General features: G+C 46.4%; 10 protein-coding genes. 3 read left to right on the top strand and 7 right to left on the bottom strand.

Features of this window, described 5'->3' with window-relative positions:
* Positions 1-211 precede the first annotated feature (211 nt).
* The 3 genes from LZG94_RS10530 to menB are packed head-to-tail and all read right to left on the bottom strand — an operon-like array spanning position 212 to position 3,055.
* A complete protein-coding gene (locus tag LZG94_RS10530) occupies positions 212-1,789 on the bottom strand; it encodes a hypothetical protein (RefSeq protein ID WP_233791853.1) in 1,578 nt (525 codons plus the stop codon).
* Positions 1,782-2,189 (bottom strand): EVE domain-containing protein, encoded by a 408-nt coding sequence (locus LZG94_RS10525; protein WP_233791852.1) that lies wholly within the window; start codon positions 2,187-2,189, stop codon positions 1,782-1,784. Before LZG94_RS10525 ends, LZG94_RS10530 begins: the two co-directional genes overlap by 8 nt.
* A 41-nt stretch (positions 2,190-2,230) precedes the next feature.
* Positions 2,231-3,055: a 1,4-dihydroxy-2-naphthoyl-CoA synthase gene (menB, locus tag LZG94_RS10520; protein ID WP_233791851.1), complete on the bottom strand. Its 825-nt coding sequence runs from the start codon at positions 3,053-3,055 to the stop codon at positions 2,231-2,233.
* A gap of 105 nt (positions 3,056-3,160) precedes the next feature.
* Here menB and LZG94_RS10515 point away from each other — a divergent pair, with 105 nt between their 5' ends.
* Positions 3,161-4,222, top strand: coding sequence for an AMP-binding protein (locus tag LZG94_RS10515; protein ID WP_233791850.1), 1,062 nt, complete (start codon positions 3,161-3,163; stop codon positions 4,220-4,222).
* Positions 4,223-5,002 (top strand): hypothetical protein, encoded by a 780-nt coding sequence (locus tag LZG94_RS10510; RefSeq protein WP_233791849.1) that lies wholly within the window; start codon positions 4,223-4,225, stop codon positions 5,000-5,002.
* A gap of 7 nt (positions 5,003-5,009) precedes the next feature.
* On the opposite strand, the gene LZG94_RS10505 is transcribed toward LZG94_RS10510, so the two are convergent.
* The 4 genes from LZG94_RS10505 to topA all read right to left on the bottom strand — a co-directional run bounded on the left by LZG94_RS10505 (position 5,010) and on the right by topA (position 10,313).
* The gene (locus tag LZG94_RS10505; protein WP_233791848.1) at positions 5,010-6,071 is read right to left on the bottom strand and encodes a helix-turn-helix transcriptional regulator; all 1,062 of its coding nucleotides are present in this window, start codon (positions 6,069-6,071) and stop codon (positions 5,010-5,012) included.
* Positions 6,072-6,218: 147 nt separating this feature from the next.
* Positions 6,219-7,100 carry a bifunctional 5,10-methylenetetrahydrofolate dehydrogenase/5,10-methenyltetrahydrofolate cyclohydrolase gene (locus tag LZG94_RS10500; protein WP_233791847.1) on the bottom strand — a complete coding sequence of 294 codons (882 nt, stop codon included), beginning with the start codon at positions 7,098-7,100 and terminating at the stop codon, positions 6,219-6,221.
* A gap of 3 nt (positions 7,101-7,103) precedes the next feature.
* A complete protein-coding gene (locus LZG94_RS10495) occupies positions 7,104-7,796 on the bottom strand; it encodes an NAD-dependent deacylase (RefSeq protein WP_233791846.1) in 693 nt (230 codons plus the stop codon).
* A gap of 72 nt (positions 7,797-7,868) precedes the next feature.
* Positions 7,869-10,313: a type I DNA topoisomerase gene (topA, locus tag LZG94_RS10490; RefSeq protein WP_233791845.1), complete on the bottom strand. Its 2,445-nt coding sequence runs from the start codon at positions 10,311-10,313 to the stop codon at positions 7,869-7,871.
* A gap of 338 nt (positions 10,314-10,651) precedes the next feature.
* Between topA and LZG94_RS10485 the strand changes: the two genes are divergently transcribed.
* Complete coding sequence (locus LZG94_RS10485; protein WP_233791844.1) at positions 10,652-13,423, top strand: bifunctional aconitate hydratase 2/2-methylisocitrate dehydratase; 2,772 nt, start codon at positions 10,652-10,654, stop codon at positions 13,421-13,423.
* The last annotated feature ends 41 nt before the right edge of the window (positions 13,424-13,464 follow it).

The following is a 13,464-nucleotide window of genomic DNA, read 5'->3' as shown; positions in this document are numbered from 1 at the left end:
GGCTGAAGCCGACGGGCATTGATTTTAATTTCCGTTGGCTGAAGCCAACGGTTTCAGGGCTGATGCTGATTGGTATGTAATTCATCCTCCGTCCGTTTTGGCCAGCCGGCCGTATTTTTCTTGTCGGCTGAAGCCGACGGGCATTGATTTTAATTTCCGTTGGCTTCAGCCAACGGCCCACGGGCTGATGCTGTTCGCCATTGAGATACGCTCAATATGCAATTTTATTCAAATAAAACACATTTCTCCTTCCCCTCGTCTGCGGGTCGCCGGCTGCGTTTACGATGCGTTGCTCGCCCCATGCGAGGTAAAAGTTACCGTACCAATAGTCAATATCATCAGTACTCGTCTTTCTCACCTTGTCGCCTTCTACATTGGTTTCGTTGGGGATTACCCGGTCGCTGTCTACTACCTGGTTGCCTTTGATAATCTTGCTGCGGATCGCGCCGTTATGGCTGTAAACCAATCTAGAATTTCCATTCGCGAAAGTCTGAACGCGGATTTTTTCCCGCAGCTCCATACTCTTTACATTATCAAAGTTAATGCTGTTGTCCCAAACAAGATTTCCATTCTGATCCACATCGGTCACGATGGCGTGGGTGTATGTAAATCCATCGAAAACCTGCTGGTTGTAGCCGCGGCCGCCGTACATCGGATTCCATAAGTAAGGGTTATAAAGTCCCATTCCAAACGGATAGCCGCCAAATCCACCATAACCCATTCCACCCATCATCGCATTGTTATTGTAGCGATATTCCGGGTAAAAAGCCTCAGCCACAAGAAGATAGTGGTTGTCCTTTGGTACGATATCGTGTACTAAAAGCCTGTAATTCAGTTTTAAATCGTCGCCGCTTTCTTTTTTCTTCTTAATGCGCCTTTCGATCTTTTCCTGCTGGCGCTCATTCATGAAATTGAAAAAATTTTTGAAATCAGTAAAACTGTGGTATTTCGTAAAAACAGTCTCTTCACCCACTATTTTACTAATATACAAACCCTGCGAAGCCGCCGTGCTGCTGCTCTGCATATTGCGGTACCCATAAGTCCCGATCACAATCCTGACCGAATCGTTCAATACCTGCAACCTGCCACTCAGCAATGAAAAATCATCCTCCGGGTCTACTGAAACCTGCGTGTAAAGCTCGCCCGTTTCTTCATAGGAACGCGCTACTATCTTGGTTTGTCTTCCTTTTTTTACCGCAAAACAAACATTTACCAAATGATGCGCCGTATCCACTTCCACCGTCTGAATCGCATTCGAGCCTTTAATAGCGGAAGGCAGCACTCTCGTTTGAGCAGTTGTAAGCTGCGTAAAAATCAGTACCGGCTCATTCCGTACCATTCCTGCCATAAAAACAGAATAGCCCAGCGTTTTAAAATCGGTAATCTCAAAACGGTCGACAGTATTGATAGTGAAAGTCTCCACAAAGCCGGGGCCCACATTCACTTTTACGATCTGATAAAGTGAGCTGCGGTATTTGCTGAATAACAAAAAAACAGCCTGCCCGTCGTAAGAAGAGGTTATATAGTCCAGATTAGATTCAATAGGACCATCAATGGACCAGACGCGATCGAGATTACTGTCAAACTTCTGAACATTAAATGTACCGCGGTCGGGTTTTGAGATCAGTAATACTCCTTGCTCGCCGAGCGGAACGGTCTGGTAAGCCGTGTTGCCCGAAAGCGGAAGCTCCACGCGCTTGACACTCTGCGCCCCGGCCTGTACCGGAATGCAAAGCAGCAAAACTGCAAAAAACGCCAGCCTGAGCCTTGGGAGAATACGCTTAATCATGCGCCAGTCCAACAATAATGTCAAATTCTTCGCGCCGCACAGGTGATACCGACAATCTTGACAATTTCACCAAAGCCATTTCTTTTAACCGGGAATCGCCCTTAATCTGCGCCAGCGTTACTGTTTTTGGAAATTTTTCAACAGGAATTACATTCACCACTACCCAGTCACCTTCTTTGGCAGTAGGATCAGGATAATGTTCTTTGGAAACTTCCGCCAGGCCCACTACTTCTTTTCCCTCATTGCTATGGTAAAAAAGTACCTGATCGCCTTTTTTCATGGCCATTAAATTGTTGCGTGCTGCGTAATTACGCACACCGTCCCACATTCCTTCTTTTTCCTTAACAAGCTGGTCCCAGGGATATGTGCTGGGTTCGGATTTGACGAGCCAATAGTTCATGATTTTCAGTTAGGCTTTTGTATTGAATGTGTTGTGTAAAATCAGGGGAATTTCGGGTATTTACTAAAATCAGGCTTTCTCTTTTCAAGAAACGATTTCTGACCTTCTTTCGCTTCCTCGCTCAGATAATAAAGCAAAGTCGCGTTCCCGGCCAATTCCTGAATTCCCGCCTGCCCGTCCAGCTCCGCATTGAAGGAGCTTTTGAGCATTCTGATTGAAAGCGGGCTTTTCTCCTGAATCTTTTTGCACCACGCCACCGTCGTTTCTTCGAGTTTTTCCAGCGGTACAACCTTATTCACCAAACCCATATCAAGCGCTTCTTTCGCATCGTATTGATCGCACAGGAACCAGATCTCACGCGCTTTTTTCTGCCCTACAACGCGCGCCAGGTAAGACGCTCCGAAGCCGCCGTCAAAACTGCCGACTTTCGGGCCGGTTTGTCCGAACCGGGCATTTTCAGCCGCAATAGATAAGTCGCATATCACGTGCAGAACGTGCCCGCCGCCGATCGCCCAGCCGGCCACCATCGCAATAACTGCCTTTGGGATCGACCTGATCATCCTTTGCAGATCGAGCACATTCAAACGCGGCACGTGGTCGTCGCCAATATAGCCGCCGTGGCCGCGCACCGACTGGTCGCCTCCGGAGCAGAACGCTTTTCCGCCTTCGCCGGTTAAAATGATCACGTCAATTCTCGTGTCTTCGCGGCAAATATGCATTGCGTCGATCATCTCGGTGACGGTCAGCGGCGTGAATGCATTGTGTTTATGCGGGCGGTTAATGCTTATTTTTGCAATTCCTTCGTGTAGTGTGAAAAGGATTTCCTCGTATTCCTTAATGGTTTTCCATTGAATTGAACTAGACATAATCTGAATGATATTTGAAATAATAGGGCAGGGGAATCCCAAGAAGCAGGTCCGTGCGCCGAATATGCGAAATTACTGATTGTTTGGGTATCCTTCAAAAAGCAAATGAATAAGATGTTTTTAGCAAATGATTTCTGGGAAAAACTTCGGCCGGAAGATCCATATCTCGCCAAAGTGCACGATTTTATGCGCGCCTGGAAAACCGGTCAGCAGGAATTTGTGCTCCATACTTCCGGGTCCACAGGTGCTCCTAAACCGATCCGATTGTCTCGTAATCAGTTGGTGAGCAGCGCAGTAGCTACCGGAAAAGCGCTGAATCTGGGCAGTGGAACGCGCGCGTTGGTGTGCCTTAATGTCAATTATATTGCCGGGTTAATGATGCTGGTGCGCGGAATGGAGCTGGATTGGCAACTTGCGGTTATCGAGCCTTCATCTAATCCCCTGCTTGACATTGATGCAAGTGATGAATTCGATTTTGCTGCGCTGGTACCCATGCAGTTAGCCAGTATTCTGGAAAATTCTTCGACAAGAAACCGGGCTAACAGCCTCGGAAAGATCCTGTTAGGCGGCGCGCCGGTGAGTTCGCATTTACAAAACGAAATATCGCAAATGTACCCGCCCGTATTTCAAAGCTATGGAATGACAGAAACGGTATCGCATGTTGCATTGCGCAAGTTAAATGGCCCACTGCCCGAAGACTATTATACATTTCTGCCGGGCATTCAGTTTGGTACTGATCCGAGAAGCTGTTTGTTTGTTTCAGGAGCGGTGACGAATGGAGAAACTGTGCAGACGAACGATCTCGTGGAAATTAGCGGCAATACTTTTAAATGGATAGGAAGAGCGGATCATGTAATTAATTCGGGAGGCGTTAAAATCGTACTCGATCAGGTCGACGAGATAGTCGCTCAGACTTTCTTTCATCTTGGTATAGCCAACTCCTTTTTTTCATGGTATTTGCCCGACGAGAAATTGGGACAAAAACTGGTGCTGATTGTCGAAGGACAGCCTCTCTCATTTGGAGAGGATTTGATTTTAGATGAAATTAGGAAGCGGAGTTCGGCTTATGAAACTCCGAAACATATTTACTTTGTAGCGCAGTTCACAAAAACGCCGACAGGCAAAGTGGATAAACGCAGCTCATTTCAACAGTTTTCCCAATTTTAAATGGATAAGAATCTTCAAATACCAGGTCTATACATCATCAGGTTCGAAACCGCTCCTGTTGTCCCTGCGCCCTTTGCACACTACTATGCGCTGAAACTTAATCTCCTCGCTGAAAAGGAGTTAGAGGTAGATTTCGAGATTAAATACAAAGACCGGGACGAACTCTCGGAAGATGAAATTTACGACGAGGGTTTCACGACCGAAGACGATTATAAATGGAAAGGTCCAGTTCCTGAAAAGTGGATCAGCGAATTTGAGCAAATATTTTCATCCTCTAAAACGATCAGAAAAAGGGAGGAAAATGAATATGAGGATTTTGTTGAGATCGAGTTGGAAGAAAATGAAAAGCGGGTGACCATATACCCTGTTGATAAGGAACGCTGGTCGTATTTTTTGCAGGAATTCATGCAGGCGATCTTCGAAACTAGTGGCCGGGAAAATCCTTTTGAACTATCATTTGTCGAAATAGATCACGATAAAACCACCCGCCTGGACCTGAAAGCTTCGTTTGCTAACAAATCGTTTACCATTAGCAAGAACAACGGAGCTCCGCAGCAGCTTGAATGGACGCAGCTGCAACAAATTATGGATACAGTGTACCGGGCAGAGTTCGTATCGGACAATGCATCAGAAGTAAAACCCTCAAAACAAGGTAAGTACCTTACTGCCGGTGATGGTTTATGGTACCAAATGGGCGTCGCAGTTTTAGAAACGACATCTAAAAGTAAAGACCTTTCTAAAATAGAGAACTTGTTTAGTACACTGGGGAAAAAAGTTTAGCGCATTACTAAATGTCCTGCTGCCGGTATTGACTCAACTCCATTTGCAATTCATCCACAAGCTGAATAATGCGATCGAGCGAAGGTTGCGGCGCGGGCATTTGCAGGCTGATAAAAGCTTTGATCTCCCATACTTCCAATACGTCCTGCAAAGGGATTTCCAGCTCAGCTACCTCAGGATTATCAGAGATTAGTAACAGAAATCCCGATGTTTTGACTTGGTTGAATGCAGTTCTGCAAATAATGCCTTGACTTTTTAGCACAAAAACATATTGCATTCCGTCGTGGATATCGTACCAGTTGCGCACGAAAGTACCGACCAGCAGCGAGCCCGGGTAGGTATAATCTTCGCCGGCTTCAAATGCACGGTAATAGCCCGTGGCCAGATTTGGAAGCTGGAATGAGGGCAGGTTAGTTAAATAAGCGGGATTCTGGAAGTTAGCCAGATAGTGGCTTTGCGTATTAAATGCAACCCACTGGACAGTCTGGTAAATATTCGGCCGCTCTTCGGCAGCTGCATTAAATTGGTTAGTTTGAAACTGATTATTGAATACAGGCAGCTGGTTGGGCGCGTAATTAGCCGGCTGTGGCGGCTCAGGATTAGCATAATTCATCGCCCGCGGCGGTTGCTGTACGGCTGGTGCCGGTGCTTCACCACTGACCGGTTTGAGGTTAACCTGCCTTGAAACCATTCTGAGCGGCTGTTCTGGCTGCTGATACTTCTCCATGATCTTTGCCAGCGGCTGGGGCTCGGCGTAAGTCGGTACTCTTGAAGGAGCAGCCGGAGGGACATTTCCTGAATGCGAAACTGTCATTGGCTTGGCGGGCGACAGAGGAAGTGACATATCGGGCGTTTCCCTTAGTTTTCTGAGATCATTTTTTAGCAAATTGTCCACCGTAATGCCAAACGCAGACGCCATATTTTTGAGGTTGGTCAAGTTCGGATTGGCGCGTGCCTCTTCGTAAGCACCTAACAGAGAGCGTTTGATCGCTATTTTTCTGGCAAACTGTTCCTGCGTCAGCCCATTCAGCCTGCGCAGGTATTTGATATTATTACTTACAATACTCATAAACCGATAGATTTGAAATCTGCTACTAATTGACAAATCTTTTAGCAAATATCAAACAGGGCAACAAAAAACCAGCTGAACCGCATATTGAATGCAGCTCAGCTGGCCAGTGTTTTGAGCAAGCAGCTCAGTTATAAAAAATGTCTTTTATTGATAAATTTCTTTCTTGGCAGCCTTAAAAGTATTGGTAAGTAAACCACAGATCGTCATCAAACCCACACCTCCGGGAACGGGCGTGATGTAGCTCGTTTTGGGGGCAACATCATTAAAGTCAACGTCACCTTTGATAGAATAGCCACTCTTTTTCGTGGCGTCCACTACGCGGGTAATGCCCACGTCAATCACCACCGCGCCTTCTTTTACGTAATCAGCTTTGATGAAATCAGCCCGGCCCAATGCTGCGATTAGGATGTCGGCACTTTGGCAGATCTTTTTCAGGTTTTGCGTTTTACTGTGCGTAATAGTTACGGTGCAATTGCCCGGATAGTCGTTTCGCTGCATCAGAATACTCATCGGCAACCCAACGATCTGGCTGCGACCTACTACCACGCAGTGTTTACCGCTGGTATCAATTTTCGCGCGGATCAGCATTTCAAGAATACCGAAAGGCGTCGCAGAAATATATGCCGGAAGCCCCTTGCACATTTTACCTACATTCACCGGGTGGAAACCGTCCACATCTTTCGCAGGGTTCACGGCCTCCATGATCGTATTTTCAGAAATATGCGCAGGAAGGGGAAGTTGTACGATAAATCCATCCACGTCGGGATCGTTATTTAGCTGTTCCACAGCTTTCAGCACTTCGGCCTCGGAAACCGTCGGCTCGAACCGGAGCAGGGTAGAAGAGAACCCGATCTCTTCGCAGCTTCTGATCTTGGAAGCCACATACGTTTCGCTCGCGCCGTCGCTGCCAACCAGTATAGCCGCCAAATGCGGTTTCTTGCCACCGCCAGCGACCCATTTTTCAACTTCTTCCTTTATTTCAGATTTGATTTGAGAAGAAATAGCCTTCCCGTCTAGTAGTTGCATTCTCTATTTTTCTGATAGTAAATATTTGTTGGTCAAAATTTCCATTCCCGTGGAAGCTTTTTCCTGAATAAAGGTCATATTAGGTTTCAGGCGAATATCGGGTTGGGCGGGGTCAATCAGGTAAATGGGCCTTCCTGCCGGAACATAGTGCACGAGCCCAGCGGCCGGGTATACTGCGAGGGAAGTACCGATTACAAGAAAAATATCCGCTTGCTCAGTCACATCCATCGCCACCTCCATCATCGGAACTTCTTCCCCAAACCAGACAATATGCGGGCGCAGCTGACTGCCTTCCTCACACAAATCACCCTTTTTAAGCTCCCAGGAATCCATTTCATAAACGAGCGCGGGATTTTTGGTGCTGCGCGATTTGAAAAGCTCGCCATGCAAGTGAAGTACTTTGGAAGAACCGGCTACTTCATGCAGATTATCAACGTTTTGCGTAATGATCGTCACGTCGAAATGCTTTTCCAAATCTGCCAGCGCATAGTGTGCGGCATTCGGTTTCACTTCGTAAGCCTGCTTTCTCCGCTGGTTATAGAAATCCAGTACCAGCTCCTGATTTCGGGCCCAGGCTTCCGGCGTTGCCACATCTTCAATGCGATAATTGTCCCACAAGCCGCCGTTGTCGCGAAATGTACTGATGCCACTTTCGGCGCTGATTCCCGCTCCTGAGAGTACTACTAGTTTTTTCATTTTAATGTGTGTTTATTTTTGCCACGACTGATACACAAATAGTTGCCATTATCGGCCGTGCTTGCTATCACTTCAAGCCTTCTTCGCAGCCGGTTTCTTTGCCGCCGGTTTCTTTGCTGCAACTGTTTTCTTGGCCGCCGCCGGTTTCTTCGCTGCCGGAGCTTTCGCTGCGGGCGCTTTTGCTGCCGGTGCCTTTGCCGCTGGCTTCTTCGCGCCTCTGCCCGCGGGCCTGTCAGGCGTTTCTGCTGCCAGTTTTACAACCTCCTCGTAAGTCAGATCTGCCGGATTGGTACCTTTCGGGATCTTTACATTCTTTTTACCAAAAGCAATATACGGCCCGTACTTTCCATTTAAAACCTTTGCGTCAGCGTCCTCAGCGAATTCTTTGATCGTTCTGTTACTGTCCTGCAAGCGCTTGTCAGCAATGATCTCAACCAGTCTTTCCTCGGTAACTGCCATCGGATCGTCGGTGCGTGCCAGCGAGAAATATTTCCCGTCGTGTTTCACATAAGGTCCGAATTTTCCAATATTAACGACCATTTCTTTTTCTTCAAACAAACCCACTGTCCGCGGTAATTTGAACAATTCAAATGCTTCTTCAATAGTGATCGTTTCCATCAGCTGGCCCTTCTGCAAGCTCGCGAATTTCGGTTTTTCTTCATCCTCAACATCACCGATCTGCACGTAAGGGCCGTATTTTCCAATGCGTACAGACATTTTCTTGCCGGTAGACGGATCTTCTCCCAAATCCCTGGAAGTCAGACTTCTATCAATTGCTTCTTCCTTCGCCTCAGCTACTTTCTTTTGAAATGGAGTATAAAAATCCTTGATCATAGTCCGCCAGGCAAGTTGCCCGTCAGCAATATTGTCAAAATCTTTCTCTACACTCGCAGTAAAGGAATAGTCGATGATATCCTGAAAATGACTGACCAAAAAATCATTGACAACCATTCCGGTACTCGTAGGGAATAATTTCGCCTTTTCAGTACCGTATATTTCTTTATTAACCTTGGCTTTGATCTCGTCGTTGGAGAGCGTAAACTCTTTAAACTCTCTTTCCGTTCCAAGGCGGTCTTCTTTTACAATATATTCTCTTTTCAGGATCGTAGAAATGGTCGGTGCATAAGTGGATGGTCGGCCGATGCCCATTTCTTCCAGCTTTTTAACCAAACTCGCTTCCGTATATCTGGGCGGATTTCGGGTAAAACGCTCGGTGGCTTTCATATCCGACAAATTCAGAATCTGCCCGATATTTAGTGGCGGCAGCATTCCTTTTTGCTCTTCATCGCCTTCCTCATCACTGGATTCCAGATATACCTTCAAAAATCCTTCGAATTTGATGACTTCACCTTGCGCTACCAGTTCTTCCGACGCGGTGGATATTCCAATCGTCGCGGTTGTTCTTTCAAGCTGTGCGTCAGACATTTGAGATGCGATCGCACGTTTCCAGATCAGCTCGTACAAACGCTGTTCATTGCGGTCGCTGCTGGCTGATAAGGTCGAGAAATCAGTCGGGCGAATGGCTTCGTGAGCTTCCTGCGCCGATTCTGATTTTGTTTTGAATACCCTCTTATTATAATATTCCTGACCGTATTCCTTCGTAATCTGCTGCCGTGCTTTCTCCAATGCTTCTTCCGACAAATTGGTAGAGTCGGTACGCATGTAGGAAATTTTACCAGCTTCATACAATCGTTGCGCGACTGTCATGGTCTGGGCCACTGAAAAGCTAAGCTTGCGGGAAGCTTCCTGTTGTAATGTAGAAGTTGTAAATGGCGGTGCAGGTGTTTTTTTAGCAGGTTTTACTTCGAGATTTTTAATAGAGAACTCTGCTCCAATGCATTTTTCAAGAAAACGAACTGCGTCTTCTTCGGTCGCAAAGTTCTTTGCAAGTTCAGCATTCAATATCTTACCGTTTCCAAGGTTGAACTGTGCAGTTACCTTGAAACTGTTTTTGGTTCTGAAAGCATCTATTTCTCTTTCCCTTTCGACGATGATCCGCACTGCCACAGACTGCACGCGACCGGCTGAAAGGTTTGATTTTCCAATCCTGATTTTCTTCCAAAGTACCGGAGATAGCTCGTATCCAACCAGACGGTCCAAGATTCTTCTGGCTTGCTGTGCGTCAACCAGGTCGGTGTCGATAACGCGCGGTTTGGTGATTGCATTTTGAAGGGCGGTTTTCGTGATTTCCCTGAATACGATCCTTTTGGTATCATCAGGAAGCCCGAGAGCCTCTTTCAGGTGCCACGAAATAGCTTCTCCTTCGCGGTCATCATCCGTTGCGAGCCAGACTTCTGCTCCTTTTGCCAGTTTTTTAAGTTCAGAAATGACTTTGACCTTGTCCGACGAGATTTCATAAGAAGGTTGAAAATCATGTTCAACATCCACGCCCATATCATGTTCCGGCAGGTCTCGGACGTGTCCGAAACTTGACTTAACGGTGAAGTCCTGCCCTAAATAACTTTCAATGGTTTTGGCCTTCGCCGGTGACTCTACGATCACCAGATTTTTCGACATAATTTTGGATTTAAGGAATCTGGTAGCACTTTGAATGTCCAAATATAGGGCACAATCGAACAAAAAATCAAAGTTGCTGCAAAAGGAGCGGGAAATATAGGGGTAGAACGCCGCCAGATCTGTCTGAGGATTTAAATAACGAATTAAATCAACCTGCAACGAGAACAAAAAGAAATGGGGGTGGGTTATCTATATGTACCATTAGAATATAATGATGCTAAATAGCGCTGAAAATAGGCTTCAAACCCTGCGTATATTGGCTAAATTCGTAATTTCGCGCGTTTCAAACAGCTTATAAAATCGTAGGCTACCCTTTAAAAAATTGAAAAAATTCAAACATGAACATTTATAAGGATTACATCCGGGAGATCGAAGAAAGAGCAACCCAGGGGCTTCACCCAAAACCAATTGACGGTGCCGAGTTATTAGGAGAAATCATCGCACAGATCAAGGATACGCAAAATGAGTACCGCGAAGACTCTCTTAAATTTTTCATTTACAATACATTACCAGGTACCACAAGTGCTGCCGGCGTGAAGGCCAGGTTTCTGAAAGAGATCATTCTCGGGGAATCCGTATTGGAAGAAATACCACCCGCTTTTGCATTTGAATTGCTGTCGCACATGAAAGGCGGCCCATCGATCGGCGTATTGCTGGATCTTGCTTTGGGTGAGGATTACTCAATTGCGAAACAAGCTGCGGAGGTTCTCAAAACACAGGTTTACCTGTATGATGCGGACACAGATCGTTTGAAAGAAGCATTCAAAAACGGTAACGAAATTGCGAGGGAAATCCTTGAAAGTTACGCCCGCGGTGAATTCTTTACATTGTTGCCCGAAATACCGGAAGAAATCAAGATCGTAACATTTATCGCCGGTGAGGGTGATATCTCAACGGATTTACTATCTCCGGGTAATCAGGCGCACTCGCGCTCAGACCGTGAATTGCATGGTCAGTGCATGATCACCACCACGGCGCAGAAGCAGATCAAAGCATTGCAGGAGGAACATCCTGACAAGAGCGTCATGCTGATTGCGGAAAAAGGGACGATGGGAGTAGGTTCGTCAAGAATGTCAGGTGTGAACAATGTGGCGCTTTGGACCGGTAAACAGGCGAGTCCGTATATTCCTTACGTTAATATTGCGCCGATCGTAGGCGGAACAAATGGTATTTCACCGATTTTCCTTACAACTGTTGACGTAACAGGCGGTATCGGTATTGACCTGAAAAACTGGGTGAAGAAAGTAGACGAAACCGGAAACGTTGTCCGCAATGAAAGTGGCGACCCGGTTTTAGAAGAGGTGTATTCCGTTGCTACGGGCACCGTTTTGACCATTAATACCCAAACAAAGAAGCTATATAATGGCGACCGGGAACTGATTGACATTTCCAAGGCGCTTACTCCGCAGAAAAAGGAATTTATCAGAGCAGGCGGGTCTTATGCAATTGTTTTTGGTAAAAAGATCCAGACAGTTGCTGCGAAAATTTTAGGTATTGAGCCGACCCTGGTATTCGCTCCATCCAAAGAGATTTCAAATGAAGGACAAGGTCTGACAGCAGTTGAGAAGATATTCAACAGGAATGCGGTCGGTGTCACACCGGGTAAAGTTTTACACGCAGGTTCAGATGTTCGTGTGGAAGTTAATATTGTCGGCTCGCAGGATACGACTGGTTTAATGACCGCTCAGGAACTGGAATCAATGGCAGCTACTACGATTTCGCCTATTGTTGACGGTGCGTATCAGTCGGGTTGTCACACAGCCTCGGTTTGGGATAAAAAAGCGCAGGCTAATATTCCGAAACTGATGAAGTTCATGAACGATTTCGGTCTGATTACCGCGCGTGACCCGAAAGGCGAATATCACGCCATGACCGATGTAATTCATAAAGTATTGAATGACATTACGATTGACGAGTGGGCGATCATTATCGGCGGTGATTCTCACACAAGAATGTCGAAAGGTGTTGCTTTCGGTGCTGATTCCGGAACTGTTGCCATTGCATTGGCGACGGGCGAAGTATCGATGCCAATTCCCGAATCGGTGAAAGTGACGTTTAAAGGCGACATGAAAGACCACATGGATTTCCGTGATGTGGTTCATGCTACGCAAGCTCAGATGTTGCAGAAATTTGGCGGAGAAAATGTATTTCAGGGCAGAATTATCGAGGTTCACCTGGGCACGCTGCCTGCCGACCAGGCATTTACATTTACTGACTGGACTGCGGAAATGAAGGCAAAAGCCTCTATCTGTATTTCTGAAGATGATACGCTGATCGAATCACTGGAAATTGCGAAAAAGCGGATCCAGATCATGATCGATAAGGGAATGGAGAACCACAAGCAGGTTTTGCAGGGGTTGATCAACAAAGCAGATAAGCGGATCGCCGAAATAAAATCAGGTGAGAAGCCAGCTTTGGTGCCTGATGCCAATGCGAAGTATTATGCCGAGGTTGTGATCGACCTTGATGTGATTGTAGAGCCAATGATTGCGGATCCGGATGTAAACAACAAGGAAGTTTCCAAACGTTACACCCACGATACCATTCGCCCGCTTTCTTATTATGGGGAAGATAAAAAGGTAGATCTTGGTTTTGTAGGTTCCTGCATGGTTCACAAAGGGGATTTGAAAATTGTTTCTCAAATGCTCCGTAACCTGGAAGATCAGCAAGGCAAGGTTCAGTTCCACGCCCCGCTGGTTGTGGCAGCACCTACCTATAATATTATTGAAGAATTGAAAGTAGAAGGTGACTGGGATGTTTTGCAGAAATACTCAGGTTTTGAATTCGACGATAACGCTCCAAAAGTGGCGGCACGTACCGAATACGAGAATATGATGTACCTGGAACGTCCCGGCTGTAATCTTTGCATGGGGAACCAGGAAAAAGCAGCGAAAGGAGATACGGTTCTGGCCACCTCAACCCGACTATTCCAGGGAAGAGTTGTGGAAGATTCGGAGCGTAAAAAAGGAGAGTCTTTGCTCGCGTCCACGCCTGTTGTTGTATTGTCTGCGATCCTGGGCCGCATTCCTAATATGGCGGAATACAAAGCCGCAGTGGTGGGTATTGACCTCACCAAATTCGCACCTCCAGTGAAGCAGTTAGCTAAATAGCATTTGTGGTACAATTGTTGAGAACTGTGATGTATAAGCAA

It is taken from the genome of Dyadobacter sp. CY343, from assembly GCF_021390335.1.
Lineage (GTDB): Bacteria > Bacteroidota > Bacteroidia > Cytophagales > Spirosomataceae > Dyadobacter.
The sequence above is the reverse complement of the archived record's forward strand: the minus strand, read 5'-3'. Positions and strand labels throughout refer to the sequence as shown.

Coding starts and splice junctions, on each gene's coding strand:
- LZG94_RS10515 (WP_233791850.1), top strand. CDS start 3,161: ATGAATAAGATGTTTTTAGCAAATGATTTCTGGGAAAAACTTCGGCCG.
- menB (WP_233791851.1), bottom strand. CDS start 3,055: ATGTCTAGTTCAATTCAATGGAAAACCATTAAGGAATACGAGGAAATC.
- LZG94_RS10530 (WP_233791853.1), bottom strand. CDS start 1,789: ATGATTAAGCGTATTCTCCCAAGGCTCAGGCTGGCGTTTTTTGCAGTT.
- LZG94_RS10505 (WP_233791848.1), bottom strand. CDS start 6,071: ATGAGTATTGTAAGTAATAATATCAAATACCTGCGCAGGCTGAATGGG.
- LZG94_RS10485 (WP_233791844.1), top strand. CDS start 10,652: ATGAACATTTATAAGGATTACATCCGGGAGATCGAAGAAAGAGCAACC.
- LZG94_RS10495 (WP_233791846.1), bottom strand. CDS start 7,796: ATGAAAAAACTAGTAGTACTCTCAGGAGCGGGAATCAGCGCCGAAAGT.
- topA (WP_233791845.1), bottom strand. CDS start 10,313: ATGTCGAAAAATCTGGTGATCGTAGAGTCACCGGCGAAGGCCAAAACC.
- LZG94_RS10500 (WP_233791847.1), bottom strand. CDS start 7,100: ATGCAACTACTAGACGGGAAGGCTATTTCTTCTCAAATCAAATCTGAA.
- LZG94_RS10510 (WP_233791849.1), top strand. CDS start 4,223: ATGGATAAGAATCTTCAAATACCAGGTCTATACATCATCAGGTTCGAA.
- LZG94_RS10525 (WP_233791852.1), bottom strand. CDS start 2,189: ATGAACTATTGGCTCGTCAAATCCGAACCCAGCACATATCCCTGGGAC.